The sequence below is a fragment of the Nocardia sp. NPDC058176 genome, assembly GCF_042883805.1.
Lineage (GTDB): Bacteria > Actinomycetota > Actinomycetes > Mycobacteriales > Mycobacteriaceae > Nocardia.
The window spans coordinates 1-15845 of the sequence record NZ_JBHVVA010000006.1; the positions used below are offsets into that span (position 1 = coordinate 1).

The following is a 15845-nucleotide window of genomic DNA, read 5'->3' on the forward strand; positions in this document are numbered from 1 at the left end:
GGAGATGTGTATAAGAGACAGGCTCCTTCGTCGCGTACGCCGCGGCGCCTGACCGGCGGCCCGGCCGCGAACCGCCGACTTCGTCGGCGATCCCTCCTCGAGGTCGGGATGTGCGGGGCTGGGAGTGCGGTCATGGCGGACTTGAGTGTTGGTGAGGGGGCTGGGGGTGCGGGAGGTGGTGGACTTCGAGCCTGGTGAGGGGGCTGGGGGTGCGGCAGGTGGTGGACTTTGCGCCCGGTGTTGGGGCTGGGAGTGCGGCAGGGGGGAGTGACACGGAGCGGGGGTGAGTGGCTCCTTCCTGCGTACGGGCCCACGGTGGGGCACAGTGGTGTCATGACGAACCCGAAGAAGCGGGGGCGCGCGGCGGAGCCGGTGCCGGAGGCGCAGGGGCGGAGGGTGCCGGGGGCCGAATTGCTGTCGGCGGCGCAGGCGGCGGTGGGGGCGGCGCAGACGGCGGCGGGGCAGGCGATCGATGCGGCGCAGCAGACGGCGGGGTATGCCTTCGACGCGGCGGTTCGGCTGCCGCCCGCTTCGGCGCAGTTGGCCGCTCAGTTGCCGGATCTGGTGGAGAACCTCTCGATTGCGGTGGACCGGCTCAACAGCACGATCGACCGGCTCGATCGCACCTTGGCGCTGGCCGATCCGGTCTTCGCCACCTATGACCGGTTGCTGCCCCGGCTGGAGGCGATGATCTCGCTGGGCGAGGACATCTTCGGCGCGTTGGCCAAGGTGCCGGGGGTCGGGCTGCTCGGCCGGATCACCGGGCGCGGCGGCGAGGAACCGGCGCCGGAACCTCCGCCGAGCAAACGGTCGCGCCCCAAGCGCTGAGCAACCCGAAGGTTCGCCCGGATCAAGCGCCGGCTTATCTATCCGGTTAGCGCGGAGGCGTTGGTTCGCCCCTCGTCGTTGCCCAGGCTGTCATCTACAACGAAGCACGCATCGCCACGCGGTGATGCGACTCATGACAGCCAGGACGCATCTGATGACATTCGAACTCGGTCGGCGCAAGTTCTTCGGCGTGAGCGCCGTCCTGCTGGGCGGTGCGGTGCTGGCCGCGTGCACCCGTGGGGGCGGCGTGCAGGACCGGGCGGCCGCGGGTGGCGCGCCCAGCTCCGGCGGGTCGATCACCTATCTGAACGAGAAGCTGATCGATGTCTATCAGCAACAGAGCACCGGCTCGTGGCATGTGGGCCAGGTGTGGAACCAGATCGTCGAGCGGCTGTTCTTCTACGACGCGGACGGGAACTTCGTCCCGCATCTGGCCACCGGGTTCACCCAGAACGAGGACCGCACGGTCTACACCATCACCATTCGTGAGGGCGTCACCTTCTCCAACGGGGAACGCCTCGACGCCGCGGCGGTCGCCGCGAATCTGAATCTGCTCGGCAAGGGCGATCAGGCCAGGGGAATCGTTCGCTCGCAGTACTTTCCGCCGATCTTCGACGGGGCCGTCGCCGTGTCCGACTACGTGGTGGAGGTCAAGCTCACCGAACCGATTGGCGACTTCATCTACCGCCTCGGTGCCTGGACGACGGTGGGAATCCTGGCCCCGGCCACCGTGAACGCGAGCCTGGCCGACCAGTCCGATCTGAGCAAGGTGTACGGCACCGGCCCGTTCGTCGTCGAATCCTGGCAGCCCAACAAGGAAGTCGTGCTGGTGCGCCGGGAGGACTACGCCTGGCCGCGCGCCGACCGCACGCACGAGGGCGCCGCCTATCTCGAGCGGGTGACCGTGCAGCAGATCGCGGAACCGTCGCTGCGCGTGGGCGCGCTGGAGGCCGATCAGGTGCAGATCATCCACTACGTGCAGCCCACCGAGGAGGCGCGGATCGAGGAATCGGGGCTGCAGCTCATCGCGCCGTCGTTCTTCGGCAGTGTGTGGGGCCTGCAACTGCGCCTGACCGCACCGCATCTGGACGACCTGCGCGTGCGCCAGGCTCTCACCCACGGCATCGACCGCAAGGAGATCCTGCAGACCAATTTCCCGAGCGGCCACTGGACCGAGGCGAAGTCCATCTTCAACGACGTCGTCCCCGGCACCATCGACCTGCGCGATCGATTCGCCTACGACCAGGACCGGGCCAACCGGCTGCTCGACGAGGCGGGCTGGACCGGACGCGACAGCGAGGGCTACCGCACCAAGGACGGCACTCAGCTGAACCTGTTCATCTATCCGTCGGTGTTCATCACCAGTTCCGCGGCCGACCTGCAACTCATCGCCCAGCAGTGGCGCAAGATCGGCGTCAAGCTCGACATCAAGGGCGTCGATTTCGCCAACTACAACACCGTCGCCACCAAACCCGATGTGCCGCTGTACGAGAACCATTGGCTCGCGGGCAGCCCCACCGAGGCGTGGCGCTGGTGGCACAGCTCCCAGGCCAACCAGTTCAAGGCGCCGAGCCGCGAACTCGACGATCTGCTCACCGCGCTCGTACAGGCCCCCGAGACCGACGCGCGGGTCGAGGCGTCGAAGAAGGTCCAGGAGTACGTGATCGACAACGCGTACTACATCCCGATCCACGAGTTCCGCCAGACCTGGGGCGCCGATCCCCGGCTGCAGGGGCTCGCCGTGGACGGTCTCGGCCTGATCAGCTTCTACGACGCCTGGCTGGATGTCTGATGGCGATCGCCGTCGAGCCGATCACGCCGCCGGAATCCACGCGTGGTCGCACGCCGCGCGACTCCGGGTATGTGCTGTCCCGGATCGGGCAGGCCGTGCTGGCCGCGATCTCGGTCTATGTGTTCGTGTTCGTCATCGTCACGGTGCTGCCGGGTGATCCGGTGTCCAACCAGCTGCGCAATCCCGAATTCAACTACAGCGAAGCCGAAATCCAGCAGCTGCTGTCGTACTACAACCTGGACCGGTCGCTGTGGGAACAGCTCGGCATCGCGCTGCTCCGGCTCGTCCAAGGCGATCTGGGCCTGTCCATCAGCTCCAATCGCCCGGTGACCGCGGTGCTGTGGGACGGGGTCCCCTCGACCCTGCAGCTGGCCGGAACGGCGTTCGTGTTCGCGACGATTCTCGCCTTCGCCATCGCGCTGGCCGCGTTCCAGTTGCCCAGCCGCTTCGGCGGATCGGTGTTCCGGTCGTTCCCCTCGCTGTTCCTGTCGATGCCGAACTTCCTCATCGCGCTGGTCGTCATCGACGTCTTCTCCTTCCAGCTCGGCTTCTTCCGGATCAACGACTACGACAGCCTCAACGCGCTGATCTATCCGGCCATCACCCTCGCCATCCCGGCCTCGGCGCCGATCGCCCAGGTGCTGATCACCGCACTCGACACCGCGCGCGCCGAGCAGTACGCCACCGTGGCGATCTCCAAGGGCATCAGCAGGTTCGAGCTGATAGCCCGCCATCTGCTGCCCAACGCGGCCCTGCCGACGGTGACGATCTCGGCGATCATCGTCGGCGATCTGCTGGCCGGATCGATCATCACCGAAGCGATCTTCGGCCGGAACGGGGTCGGCAGCATCATCGAGCTGGCCGTGGTCAACCAGGACGTTCCGGTCCTGCAGGCCGCGGTGACGCTGGCGGCGGTGCTGTTCCTGGCCATCAATCTCGCGGTCGATCTGGTGTATCCCGCGCTCGATCCGCGCCTGCGCCGCAAGGGAGCCCTCCGATGACCCGAAACCTGGTGCGGCCCGCGAACATTCCGGCGCGCCGGTCCTTCGCCGGCGGCCGTGACGTGTACACGATCCTCGCGCTGATCTTCCTCGCGCTGGTCGCGGCCTGGGCCGTGGCACCCGGATTGTTCAGCGGCCACGACCCGTTCGCCGGGGTTCCGCTGGACAAGTTCGAGGCCCCCTCGGCCGGGCACCTCTTCGGCACCGATCAACTCGGCCGCGACATCTTCGCCCGGGTCGTCCACGGCACCCGCCCGGCAGTGCTCTCGGCGCTGCTCGCGGTGTCGATCGGCTTGGTGATCGGCAGTCTGCTCGGGCTGATCGCCGGATTCTTCGGCCGCCTGCCCGACGCGTTCCTGGGCCGGGTGATCGACATCTTGCTCGCCATCCCCGGCTTCCTGCTCGCCGTCATCGTGGTGGTGTCGCTGGGGTTCGCGACCGTGAACGCGGCCATCGCCGTCGGTATCTCCTCGATCGCGGTGTTCGGGCGGCTGATCCGGTCGGAAGTGCTGCGGGTGAAGAATCTCGCCTTCATCGAGTCGTCGTATCTGATCGGCGGCAACCGGTTCACGGTGCTGTTCGCCCACGTGCTGCCCAACGCCTACCGGTCGGTGGTCGCGCTGGCGGTGCTGCAGTTCGGGCTCGCGGTGATCAGCATCGCCGGTCTGGCGTTCCTCGGCTACGGGAATCCGCCGCCGAGCCCGGACTGGGGGCTGCTCGTCGCGGAGGGCAAGGACTTCCTCTACCGCACACCGTGGTTGGTGTACGGCCCCGGTCTGGTCATGGTGCTCACGGTGCTCGCCCTCAATCAGGTCAGCCGGTCGATCGGGAAGGAGCGGGTGCGATGAACGTGTCGGTAGCCGCGGTCACCACGCGGATTCCCGAGCCTCGGGAACCGGCTGTCGCCGCGTTGCTGGCGGTCGACGGTCTCACCGTGGCCTATCACGGCGATCTCGCGACGCCGACGGTCGCCGGGATCTCGTTCGCGGTGCGGCCAGGGGAGGCGGTGGCGATCGTCGGTGAGTCCGGTTCGGGCAAGTCGACCGTCGTCAACGCGATCCTGAAACTGCTCGGCGGCACGGTGGCGGTCGGCGGCACCGTCACCGTCGAGGACACCGAGGTGCTCGGCCTGCCGGAGCGCGAGTTCCGCCGATTCCGGGGCCGCCGTATCGGTTTCGTCCCGCAGGACCCCACGGCCTCACTGAATCCGGTGCGCCGCATCGACCGTCAGATCGTCGAGGCCCTCCGCGCCTCGGGACTGCCCGAACACGCCGACCCCGCACGGCATCTCGAGCAGGCGCGGGAACTGCTGGACTCGGTCGGCATCCGCGATCCCGAACGCACCCTGCGGTCCTATCCGCACGAGCTGTCCGGTGGCCAGCTGCAGCGGGTGCTGATCGGTATCGCGATCGCGCAGAAGCCGCAGCTCGTGATCGCCGACGAACCGACCTCGGCCCTGGACGTGACGATTCAGAAGACGATCCTGGATCTGCTCGACCGGCTCCGTCGCGAGAACGACCTGGCGATCCTGCTGGTGACCCATGATCTGTCGCTGGCCGCGGAGCGATCCGATGCGGTGGTGGTGCTCGAACAGGGCCGGGTCCAGGAATACGGGTCCGCGCGCCAGGTACTCACCCAGCCGCGCTCGGACTACACCCGCCGGCTCATCGGCGACATCCCCGGCCTCGCCCTCGACCGGTTCGCCGCGGCACGCGAGCGCCGGGCGCCCGTGCCGCCGGACGACCACGCGCTGCGGGTGATCGATGTGCACAAGTCCTTCGGCCCGACCCGGGCGCTGAATGGCGTCTCCTTCGACATCGCCCCCGGCCGGACCCACGCCCTGGTCGGTGAGTCCGGGTCGGGGAAGTCCACGCTGGCCCGCATCGCGCTGCGGTTGCTCGAACCCGACGCCGGGCGGGTGCTCGTCGCCGGGCAGGACGTGTCGCATCTGAAACGCAAGGCCCTGCGCGCGGCGCACCGGAATCTGCAACTCGTCTATCAGAATCCGTCCAACTCCCTCGACCCGACGTTCTCGGTGGGCCGGCTGGTCGGTGAGCCGTTGCTGCGCTATCGCGTCGGCACCCGCCCCGAACGCCGCGCCCGCGTCTCGGAGGTGCTCGAGCTGGTCGGTCTCGACGACTCGTTCCTGCCGCGCCGCATCCGCGAGCTGTCCGGCGGCCAGCGGCAACGGGTGGCGATCGCGCGGGCGCTGAGCCTGCGCCCGCGCACCCTCGTGCTCGACGAGCCGACCTCGGCGCTCGACGTCACCATCCAGTCCCAGATCCTGCAGGTCCTGGTCGACCTGCAGGAGGAACTGAACCTCAGCTACCTGTTCATCTCCCACGACCTGAGCGTGGTCCGCCAGTTCGCCGACACCGTCACCGTCCTGCAGCACGGCGAGGTCAGGGAGTCGGGCCGGACCGAGGACGTCTTCGGCCGCCCCTGCCACGAGTACACGAAGGCGCTGGTGGCCTCGATTCCCACCGCGACCGGTCTCGTCACCACGAACCACCCCGAAATCCACGGCAGTGGAATTCACCCAGTAGGAGAAGGAGTCAGCCCATGACCACCGTTCCCAGCTCGGCCCTCGGTCTCGACGTCGTCCCCGTTGCGGGCTACATCGGTGCCGAGATCACCGGTGTCGACCTGCGCGAGAATCTCGAAGACGCCGTCATCGCCGACATTCGCCGCGCACTGCACGAATACAAGGTCGTGTTCTTCCGCGACCAGGAGATCGGCCACGCCGAACAGATCGCGTTCGCGCGCCGGTTCGGCAAGGTGACCCCCGCGCATCCGCACGAGGAGAGCCCGCCGGAGGGTTTCCCGGAGATCCTGCCCATCGACAGCCGTCGCTACGAGAAGAACCTGGGCCGCAAGCGCACGTCCTATGACCACAGCTGGCACACCGATGTCACCGCGCTGGTGAATCCGCCCGCCGCGTCGATCCTGCGCTCGGACATCCTGCCGCCCTACGGCGGTGACACCACGTGGACCAATCTCGTGACCGCCTACGAGAACCTGCCCAAGGAGCTGCGCGAGCTCGCCGACAAGATCGACATCAAGCACCAGTTCCAGACCAGGGCCGTCGAGGGCAGCCAGCGCAGCCGCAAGGTGGCCGAGGCGAATCTGGTGGCCTACCACCCCGCGGTCCGGGTGCATCCGGTGACGGGTGAGCGGGCCCTCTTCGTGAGCCCCGGCTTCACCCGTGGGGCGCGCGAGATCCGCGGGTTCAGCCCCGAGCAGAGCGAGCGCATTCTGAAGCTGCTGTGGTCGGAGGCCACCCGTGTCGAGTACACGGTGCGGTTCCGCTGGGCGGTCGGCAGTGTCGCGTTCTGGGACAACCGTGCCACCGCGCATCTGGCGATCGGCGACGCGGGTCATCTCGACCACGATCGGGTGCTGTACCGGGTGACCCTGGAAGGCGATGTGCCCAAGGGCGTGGACGGGCGCGAGTCCGAACTCGTCTCCGGGCAGCCCTTCTACGGCTCCTGAGCGGGCCACGTCGATGAGTCGATACCTGCGATTCGCGGTGAATCTGATTCCTGGCCCGTTGCAGACCGCCGACGGCAGGCATCCCTTCATCGACATCGCCGACTTCGTCCGCTCGGCCCAACTGGCCGAGCGGGCGAAGCTCGACGCGGTCTTCTTCGCCGATTCCCAGGGGCTCGGCCCCCAGGGCCGAGGCTTCGCCTACCTCGACCCGCTCACCGTGCTGCCCGCGCTCGCGCGCGAGACCGAACACGTGGGCCTGGTGGCGACGGCCTCCACCACCTACACCGAACCGTATGCCCTGGCCAGGGCGATCCTGTCGATCGACCACATCTCCCACGGTCGCGCGGGCTGGAACATCATCACCACGATGGACCCCGCCGTCGCGGCCAACTTCAACAGCCCGCACCCGCCGCCGCGCGAACAGCGCTACCGGCGGGCCGCGGAATTCGCCGAGGTCGTGGACAAACTGTGGGACTCGTGGCGCGACGACGTCACCGAGACCTGGGATCTGGCACGGCTCGATCGCGCGCCGATCGATCATCACGGCGAGTTCTTCTCCGTCGCCGGGCCATTGCAGTTGCCGCGGTCGCGTCAGGGCCGACCGGTGGTCTTCCAGGCGGGAGGTTCCGAGCAGGGGATCGAGACGGCCGCGCGGTTCGCCGACGCGGTGTTCTCGGTCGGCGTCACCGAGGACGCCTCCCGCCGGTACCGCGAGCGGCTGGCCAAGGAGACCCGCACCTGGCGTGGCGATACGGCCCAGGTCCTGGTGCTGCCGGGCATCTTCTTCACCATCGGCAGCACCGAGGACGAAGTGCGGCGGCTGCTGCACGAGGCGGAGCACGCCCTCGACGACAGCGATGTACTGCACCGGTTCGCGACCCGCTTCGATCTCGACCCCGCCACCCTCGACCTGGACGGCCCGGTCCCGCCCGAGGTGAGCGTCTCGGATTCGTCGCGGTCGATCGGATTCGCCCAGGGCGGTGTGGATCTCGCGGCGAGCGATCCGGCGCTGACCCTGCGCCGGTTCATCGTCTCCGGCGGTGGTGGGCATCGCCGCGTGTTCGGCACACCGGGATCGATCACCGACGATCTCATCGGATGGGTCGAGCGTGGCGCGGCCGACGGCTACACGGTGTTCGTGGAATCCCTGCCGCAGTTCGTCGAACACATCGTTCCGCTGCTGTGGGAGCGGGGCGTGCACCGGCACGAGTACAGCGGCACCACGCTGCGCGAGAACTTCGCCCAGCACACGGGTTGAGCAGCGCGTTCCGGCCGCGAGAACGATCGGATCGGCGTGGTCGGAACGCCTTCTCGGCGGGTGCGGTCCGGTAGCCTGGATGAGGTGAGTGTGACAGTGGCCGTGGTTCGACATCGTGTCGACCTGACGCGCCCCTGTTGTCCGAGCTGTCGCTGATCTCCACCAGCCACCCCTCGCGCACGCCACCCTCCCGTGCGTCGGACATGTCCCCGCCCTCCCCGTGACGGCGACCGCGGGCCGCACTGTCGACGCTGTATCACCGAGCGAGACGCCCATGCCAGTCACACCAGCCCCCCTGCGGAGCGCGTCATGACCCTCGACCTGCGCCGGATGATGCTGCTGTGCGATCTGGCCGAGCTCGGTTCCGTCGCCGCGGTGGCCGAGCAGCGGCGTGTCACCAGTTCCGCTGTCTCCCAGCAACTTCGCGCGCTCGAGCACGACACCGGCGCGGTGCTGTTCCGCCGGGACGGGCGCACCCTCGGGATGACCCGCACCGGCGAGGTGCTCGTGCAGCACGTGCGCAAGGTGCTCTCCGCCCTCGACGAGGCCGAAACCGCGATCGCGGCGGCCCGCACCGGGGTGCTCGGAAACATCGCCGTGGCCTCCTTCAACATGGGTATCCCGATGCTGGTCGCGCCGATGATGTCACGGTTGCGGCTGGCCCACCCCGACTTGAACGTCGCACTGCAACAGGAGTCGGCCGAGCACGCGCTGCGCCTGCTGCGGCGCAGCGAACTCGACATCGCCATCCTGTGCCGATACCCCTTCGACGCACCGCATTCGGCGGCCGGACTGATCGACGAGCACCTCATGGACGAGCCGATGGTCCTGCTCGCCCCGCTCGACCAGCACGACCGGATCCGTGCGGAGGGGATCGGCGCCCTCGCGGAATCCCCGTGGGTCACCGGCCCGGTGAGTTCGGGCCTGAGCACCACCCTGGGCCAGGTGGCCGGTGCGGCCGGATTCGTTCCGAAGGTCAAGCATCGGGTGATCGGCGCGCAGAACCTGTGCATGCTGGCCGCCACCGAGGTCGCCTCGGCCATCGCGCCGCGGATGGCCGTACCCGCCGAGTTCGAGTCGTTGATCGTGCGCGACGTGGGCTTCGCCGCCCGCACCATCAGCGCGGTGGTCCGCCACAACCGGCAACGCGACCCGAACATCAAACTCGTCCTGCGCGAACTCCACGACGTGGTCGCCGCGAACTGGCCCGAGACGCAACGTCGTCCGCTGCGCGTCGCGGTGTGATGCCGCGACACCGCGACCCGCTCCCGCGCGGAGGGGTTCCGCCTTACCTGAGAGCGCGGAAGGTCGCCGCGGCCTTGAGGACCATCTCCGCGTACTCGTCCTCGGGATCGGAATCCAGCACGATCGCGCCGCCCGCGCCGATCCGCCATTCGTCGTCGTAGCGGACGGCGGTGCGGATGACGATGTTGAGATCGGCGGTGCCGCCGAGGCCGAGGAAGCCGATGGTGCCCGAATAGATCCCGCGCGCTTCGGTTTCCAGCTCGTCGAGGATCTCCATGGTGCGCAGTTTCGGCGCACCGGTCATCGAACCGCCGGGGAAGCAGGCGCGCAGGGCATCGATCACCCCGGCGTCGTGGTGCAGGGTGCCGCGCACGGTCGACACCAATTGGTGCAGGGTGGAATAGGTTTCGGTGCTCATCAACTCCGGCACGTGCACCGAGCCGACCTCGCAGACCCGGCCCAGATCGTTGCGCAGCAGGTCGACGATCATCAGGTTCTCGGCGCGGGTCTTCGGATCGTCGGCCAGGGCGCGGCGCAGGTGCTCGTCCTCGGCGACGGTGCGGCCGCGCGGGGCGGTGCCCTTGATCGGTTTGCTCTCCACCGTGCGGTCCCGGTCGATCTTGAGGAAGCGCTCCGGCGAGGAACAGGCCACGTCGAGGCCGGGGAAACGCAGGTAGGCGGCGTACGGCGCGGGATTGCAGCGCCGCAGTCGGCGGTAGAAGTCCAGCCCGTCGTCTGGGGCGGCGGCGACGGCGGCTGCGTCGGTCAGGCAGATCTCGTAGGACTCGCCCGCGTGCAACCGCTCCTGGCACACCGCGATGTCGGCCAGGTACCGGTCGCGGCCGCGCAGCAGATGCGCCTGGACGGCGTCGGGGTCGGCGGGCACGGGAAGGTCGGCCGGATTCACCCAGGTGGGGAGTTCGTCGAGCGCGGCCGCGGTCTCCGCCAGCCAGGTGAGCGCGGCTTGTTCAGGTTCGGTCGGGGCATCCCCGGCGCGGTCCGGCCAGGTCTGCGCCTGCTCGGTGAGCGCCAGCAGGTGGGTGCGCCCCGCTTCGTGGTCGACCACGATCAGCCGGTCGGCGAAGATCCACTGCGCGTCCGGCGTGGGACTGCGGTGCACGGCCCGCGCGCCGCAATCGGCCTTCACCTCGTAGCCGAGATAGCCGACGTAGCCACCGGCGAAATCGAAAGGTAGCTCCGGGATCTCGCAGTGCCTGCGGCGCAGTTCGCGGTCCAGGTAGTCCAGGACCGTGCCGGGGACCGTGCGCTGGCCCGCCGCGTCGGTGACGGTCACCGCGTCCTCGCCGACCCGGTAGCGCACCACCTCGGCGTGCGGTCCGGCGGCGTCGCCGAGAAAGGAGAACCGGTCGAGGCCGGGTTCGACGTGTTCGCTGTCGAGCCAGAACGCGGTGGGGGAGTCGGCGTAGCGGCGCAGGAAGATCGCCTCGGTGTCGATCGCACGCTCGATCACACTGTGCCGCAGCTGGAATCGGCGCTCCGGCGGGGCAGGGGCCGGCGCGTGCACCGGTCCGCGCACCACCACCGGCGCCGCGGTGTGTGCCCGCGCCTTGGTGAGATCGGCGAAGTTGCGCACCAGGGCCGCGCCGAACTCGCTCGACACCGATTCGGGATGGAACTGCACACCCCACTGCGGCCGCTCCCGATGCCGCACCCCCATGATCACGCCGTCGCTCGTCCGCGCGGTCACCTCGATGACCTCGGGGAGCGGCTCCAGCGCGGCCAGCGAGTGATAGCGCACGACCGTGAAATCCTGCGGCAGACCGGCGAACAGCTCACCATCGTCATGCGCGACCTGATCGAGAAACCCGTGCCTGGCCTGCGGTGCCCGCCCCACCGCACCGCCCGCGCCGAGCACGATGCCCTGGTGCCCGAGGCAGACCCCGAGCAGCGGCAGCTCGCTGTGCGCGATCACCGCCGTCGACACCCCCATGTCGCGGATCCGATCGGGCCGACCGGGCCCCGGCGAGATCACCACATTGTCGAAGCGCTCCAGCCCCAGTTCGGACAACTCGACGGCCTCGTCGTTGCGCACGACGGTCGGCTCGTTGCCGTTGACCTCGCTGATCAGCTGATAGAGGTTGTAGGTGAACGAGTCGTAGTTGTCGATCAAGAGCGTGCGCATCGTGGGAGAAACCCTACGCCGGGCCCGGTCGCGCGCCTGCGAGGCATTCCCGAGCAGTGGGCGGCGATCTCGGGGCAGAATGTCCGTCATGGCTGTTTCGCAACCGCTCGATGTCGACCCGGCGATCGCAGATTTCGCGGCGATCGGAGGGTGGATGGACGAGCAGGACCTGCCCGAGGGCGAGTTCGGCGAGGTCACCGCGATCGGTGGCGGCACGCAGAACATCATGCTGCGCTTCACCCGCGGCGATCGCGAATACGTGCTGCGCCGCGGGCCCAAGCATCTGCGCGCCAAGAGCAACGACGTGATCCGGCGCGAATCGCGACTGCTCGGTGCCCTGGACGGCACCGAGATCCGTTCTCCCCGGGTGATCGCGGCCTGCGGCGACGAGTCGGTGATCGGCGCGGTCTTCTACCTGATGGAACCCATCCACGGCTTCAATCCGCAGACCGAACTGCCCGCCCTGCACGCCGGTGACCCCGAGGTCCGGCGCGGGATGGGCCTGTCCGCGGTCGAGGCCATCGCCCGCCTCGGCTCCCTGGACTACCAGGTACTCGGCCTGCAGGACTACGGCAAGCCCGACGGCTTCCTCGAACGTCAGGTGCCGCGCTGGCTGCGCGAACTCGAGTCCTACACCGCCAACGAGGGCTACCCCGGCCCGCGGATCCCCGGTCTCGAGCGGATCGGCGACTGGCTCGACCGCCACCGCCCGGCCGACCCGACCCCTGGGATCATGCACGGCGACTGTCACCTGGCCAACATGATGTTCGACTACGACAGCCCCGAGGTGGCCGCCATGGTCGACTGGGAGATGTCCACCATCGGCGACCCGCTGCTCGACCTCGGCTGGCAGCTGGCGACCAGGCCCGAACCGGGCACAGTCGGCGCGGGCCTGATGGGCACGCTCGGCACCGTCGGCGGCCTGCCGACCGAGGCCGAGATGGTCGAGCACTACGGCAAGTTCTCCGACCGCGACCTGAGCGCGGTCACCTGGTACACCGTGCTGGCCTGCTTCAAGCTGGGCATCGTGCTCGAGGGCACGCACGCGCGGGCGTTCGCGGGCAAGGCGCCCAAACAGGTGGGCGACTTCCTGCACGCGGTGACGCTGGAGCTGTTCGAACAGGCGGACCGCCTCGCCGAATGATGCCCGGATCTCGCGGGTACTTGGCCGAATATTGATGGATCACAAGATGCGGACATCCTAGGCTGGCATCATGATCGTCCCCGACACCAAGAACTGGACCTGGGTCCTCGAACGCCCCTGTCCCGACTGCGGATACGACGCCGAGGCCACCGCCTACGCGGCGATCCCCGAACTGTCGCTCGCCAGTGCCGCCCGCCTCGGTGCGGCGCTCGAACGCGCCGAGGCGCGGGCGCGGCCCGACGAGTCCACCTGGTCGGTGCTCGAATACGGCGCGCACGTGCGCGATGTGTGCCGCATCTTCGACACCAGGCTCGCGCTGATCCTGGCCGGTGACGGGGTCGAGCCGCCGCGGTTCGAGAACTGGGATCAGGACGCGACGGCGGTCGAGGATCGCTACGGCGAGCAGGACCCGGCCCTGGTCGCCGCGGAACTGTCCCGCGCCGCGGACACGGTGGCCGCCGCGTTCGGGGCGGTCCCGCCGGATCGGCTGGCGCTGCGCGGGGCGCGCAGCGACGGATCGCTGTTCACCGTCACCTCGCTGGCCCGCTACTTCCTCCATGATCTCGTGCACCACGTCCATGACGTGCGCGGATAGAGAAATCTTCATATTCTTTCTAGAACGTGTTCCAGAATTGGCCAATTCTTCGTTAGGGTGAGTGCAGTCACTACGAGGCACCAGCTTGGCGAGAGGTCGACCGGAACATGAAGACGAAGGGCGCGATCCTGTGGGGCACCGACCAGCAGTGGTCGGTGGAGGAGATCGAGGTCGGCGACCCCGTCGCCGGCGAGGTGCAGATCCGGATGGAAACGGCGGGCATGTGCCACTCCGACCATCACATCGTCACCGGCGCGACGCCGATGCCCGCCTTCCCCGTGATGGGCGGGCACGAGGGCGCGGGCGTCATCACCAAGCTCGGCCCGAACTGTCCGAGTGATCTGGCGGTGGGCGACCACGTCATCCTCTCGTTCATCCCGGCCTGTGGCCGCTGTCCCGCCTGCGTCGCCGGCAACATGGCGCTGTGCGATCTGGGCGCGGGACTGCTGATGGGACAGGCGATCTCGGACGGCACCTACCGCATCCAGGCGCGCGGGGAGAACGTCATCCCGATGTGCCTGCTCGGCACCTTCGCGCCCTACATGACGGTGCACCACACCTCGGTGGTCAAGATCGACCCCACCATTCCGTTCGAGGTCGCCTGCCTGGTCGGCTGCGGTGTGCCCACCGGCTTCGGTTCCTCGACCCATGTGGCGGAGGTGCAGCCCGGCGAGACCGTGGTGATCGCGGGCATCGGTGGTGTCGGCATGAGCGCGCTGCAGGGCGCGGTCCTGTCCGGTGCCTCGAAGGTCATCGCCATCGACCCGAATCCGTGGAAGCGCGAGCAGGCGCAGAAGTTCGGCGCCACCCATACCTACGAGTCCATGGCCGCCGCGATCATGCCGATGATCGACGCCACCGAGGGGCGGATGGCCGAGAAGGTCATCCTCACCATGGGTGAGATGCACGGTGACTACATCGAAGAGGGCCTGATCCTCACCGGCAAGGCGGGCACGCTGGTCGTCACCTCGATGGGCCGCATGGACGCAGGCGACGTGAAGATGAACAGCTTCCTGCTCTCGATGCTGCAGAAGACGGTGAAGGGCTGCATCTTCGGCGGCGGCAACGCCCGCCAGGACGCCCCCCGCCTGCTGCAGCTCTACAAGGCCGGTCAGCTCAACCTCGACGACATGGTCACCCGCAGCTACTCCCTCGAGGAGATCAACCAGGGTTACCAGGACATGCTGGACGGCAAGAACATTCGCGGCATCATCCGCTACACCGAGGCCGACTGGTAGGTCAGCTCCGTCGAACACCCTCGGCGAGCCGAACGGCGATCCGCGCGATCAGCTCGTACGGAATCGGTTCGCCGAGGGAGAATTTCACGGTGCCGCGACCCGATCGGTACGGGTCGACGGCCCGTTCGAGCTCCTCGTCCCCCTCGGGGATCGGGTAGAGGCTCACGTGGTCCTTCCAGCCCGCGAAGGACACGAATGTCCGGCCGTCGAGAGTGGCCGCCGGGATGGCGTAGCTGATCTTCTCGCCGCTGCCCGGCACCGCGCGCCGAATGGTCTCGCGGATCTGCTGGACGACCGCGCGTCCCGGCTCCGGCAGGCCGGCCAGATAGTCGTCCACGGAGGCGGGTTTCTCGGCCATCGTCGTCCTCCTGCGTCGCGCGTGCGGTGGAGCCGTCGGCATCGATGTTAGGCCCCGACCAGGGCTTCGCCGGGTTGCCCCGCGGCGGTGAGGTGGCCCTCGCGCAGCACCAGGCAGTGGTCGGCTCGCCGCGCCTCGGCCAGGTCGTGGGTGGCCTGCACGACGGTGACCCCGGTGGCGCTGATCTCGGTCAGGGTCCGGGAGATCTCGGCCTTGGAGTCCGTGTCCAGGCCGGTCGCCGGTTCGTCGAGCAGGAGCAGATCCGACTGCTGGGCCAGGGCCTGGGCGAGCAGGGTGCGCTGGCGTTGTCCGCCCGAGAGGGTGTCGAGCCGCCGCGTGGCCAGGTCGGCGAGGTTCATGCGTTCCAGGCAGTCGTGCGTGATGGCGCGGTCCTCGCGGGTGAGTCTGCGCCACGGTCCGCGGTGTGCCCAGCGGCCCATCGCCACGGCATCGCGCACGGTGATCGGCAGGGTGGTGGGAACGGCGGTGTGCTGCACCACGAATGCCGGGCGCCTGGCGGTGTCGCGGTGGATCGTGCCCCGGTCGGGGGTGACCGTGCCCGCGAGCACGCCGAGCAGGGTCGACTTCCCCGAACCGTTGGGTCCGAGGATCGCGGTGACCTGTCCGCGCGGGATCGTGGCCGACACCTCGAACAGCACCGGCCCGCGGGCATAGCCCGCCGTCAGGTGCTCGATCCGCAGGGCCGGGTCGGCAGTGTGTGACATCTCACCTCATTTGAAACGATAATCGT

Annotated in this window: 14 protein-coding genes; 11 read left to right on the forward strand and 3 right to left on the reverse strand. The window is 68.7% G+C overall.

Annotated features, from left to right (window positions below):
* Nucleotides 1-333: 333 nt before the first annotated feature.
* The 8 genes from ACFVVM_RS26500 (at nucleotide 334) to ACFVVM_RS26535 (ending at nucleotide 9616) form a co-directional block, all read left to right on the forward strand.
* Nucleotides 334-828, forward strand: coding sequence for a hypothetical protein (locus ACFVVM_RS26500; RefSeq protein WP_387623508.1), 495 nt, complete (start codon nucleotides 334-336; stop codon nucleotides 826-828).
* A gap of 154 nt (nucleotides 829-982) precedes the next feature.
* Entirely contained in the window at nucleotides 983-2620 is a 1638-nt protein-coding gene (locus ACFVVM_RS26505) for an ABC transporter substrate-binding protein (RefSeq protein ID WP_387623510.1), read from the forward strand.
* The gene (locus tag ACFVVM_RS26510) at nucleotides 2620-3621 is read left to right on the forward strand and encodes an ABC transporter permease (protein ID WP_387623513.1); all 1002 of its coding nucleotides are present in this window, start codon (nucleotides 2620-2622) and stop codon (nucleotides 3619-3621) included. Before ACFVVM_RS26505 ends, ACFVVM_RS26510 begins: the two co-directional genes overlap by 1 nt.
* On the forward strand, nucleotides 3618-4469 hold the full coding sequence (locus ACFVVM_RS26515; protein ID WP_387623515.1) for an ABC transporter permease: 852 nt from the start codon (nucleotides 3618-3620) through the stop codon (nucleotides 4467-4469). Before ACFVVM_RS26510 ends, ACFVVM_RS26515 begins: the two co-directional genes overlap by 4 nt.
* Nucleotides 4466-6187, forward strand: a complete 1722-nt coding sequence (locus ACFVVM_RS26520; protein WP_387623518.1) for an ABC transporter ATP-binding protein — start codon at nucleotides 4466-4468, stop codon at nucleotides 6185-6187. The genes ACFVVM_RS26515 and ACFVVM_RS26520 overlap by 4 nt, the downstream gene beginning before the upstream one ends.
* On the forward strand, nucleotides 6184-7113 hold the full coding sequence (locus ACFVVM_RS26525) for a TauD/TfdA dioxygenase family protein (RefSeq protein WP_387623520.1): 930 nt from the start codon (nucleotides 6184-6186) through the stop codon (nucleotides 7111-7113). Before ACFVVM_RS26520 ends, ACFVVM_RS26525 begins: the two co-directional genes overlap by 4 nt.
* Nucleotides 7114-7150: 37 nt before the next feature.
* Nucleotides 7151-8371, forward strand: coding sequence for an NtaA/DmoA family FMN-dependent monooxygenase (locus ACFVVM_RS26530; RefSeq protein ID WP_387623523.1), 1221 nt, complete (start codon nucleotides 7151-7153; stop codon nucleotides 8369-8371).
* 309 nt (nucleotides 8372-8680) lie between these two features.
* Nucleotides 8681-9616 carry a LysR family transcriptional regulator gene (locus ACFVVM_RS26535; RefSeq protein ID WP_387623526.1) on the forward strand — a complete coding sequence of 312 codons (936 nt, stop codon included), beginning with the start codon at nucleotides 8681-8683 and terminating at the stop codon, nucleotides 9614-9616.
* A gap of 43 nt (nucleotides 9617-9659) precedes the next feature.
* On the opposite strand, the gene pabB is transcribed toward ACFVVM_RS26535, so the two are convergent.
* Nucleotides 9660-11759: an aminodeoxychorismate synthase component I gene (gene pabB / locus ACFVVM_RS26540; protein WP_387623528.1), complete on the reverse strand. Its 2100-nt coding sequence runs from the start codon at nucleotides 11757-11759 to the stop codon at nucleotides 9660-9662.
* Between the two features lie 79 nt (nucleotides 11760-11838).
* Here pabB and ACFVVM_RS26545 point away from each other — a divergent pair, with 79 nt between their 5' ends.
* The 3 genes from ACFVVM_RS26545 (at nucleotide 11839) to ACFVVM_RS26555 (ending at nucleotide 14736) form a co-directional block, all read left to right on the forward strand.
* A complete protein-coding gene (locus tag ACFVVM_RS26545; RefSeq protein WP_387623530.1) occupies nucleotides 11839-12903 on the forward strand; it encodes a phosphotransferase family protein in 1065 nt (354 codons plus the stop codon).
* Between the two features lie 70 nt (nucleotides 12904-12973).
* Complete coding sequence (locus ACFVVM_RS26550) at nucleotides 12974-13498, forward strand: DinB family protein (RefSeq protein WP_387623533.1); 525 nt, start codon at nucleotides 12974-12976, stop codon at nucleotides 13496-13498.
* Between the two features lie 107 nt (nucleotides 13499-13605).
* Nucleotides 13606-14736, forward strand: a complete 1131-nt coding sequence (locus ACFVVM_RS26555) for an NDMA-dependent alcohol dehydrogenase (protein WP_387623535.1) — start codon at nucleotides 13606-13608, stop codon at nucleotides 14734-14736.
* 1 nt (nucleotide 14737) lies between these two features.
* On the opposite strand, the gene ACFVVM_RS26560 is transcribed toward ACFVVM_RS26555, so the two are convergent.
* Both ACFVVM_RS26560 and aztA read right to left on the reverse strand, forming a co-directional pair.
* A complete protein-coding gene (locus ACFVVM_RS26560) occupies nucleotides 14738-15094 on the reverse strand; it encodes an iron chaperone (protein ID WP_387623538.1) in 357 nt (118 codons plus the stop codon).
* 47 nt (nucleotides 15095-15141) lie between these two features.
* Entirely contained in the window at nucleotides 15142-15819 is a 678-nt protein-coding gene (aztA, locus tag ACFVVM_RS26565) for a zinc ABC transporter ATP-binding protein AztA (RefSeq protein ID WP_387623540.1), read from the reverse strand.
* Nucleotides 15820-15845: the final 26 nt, after the last annotated feature.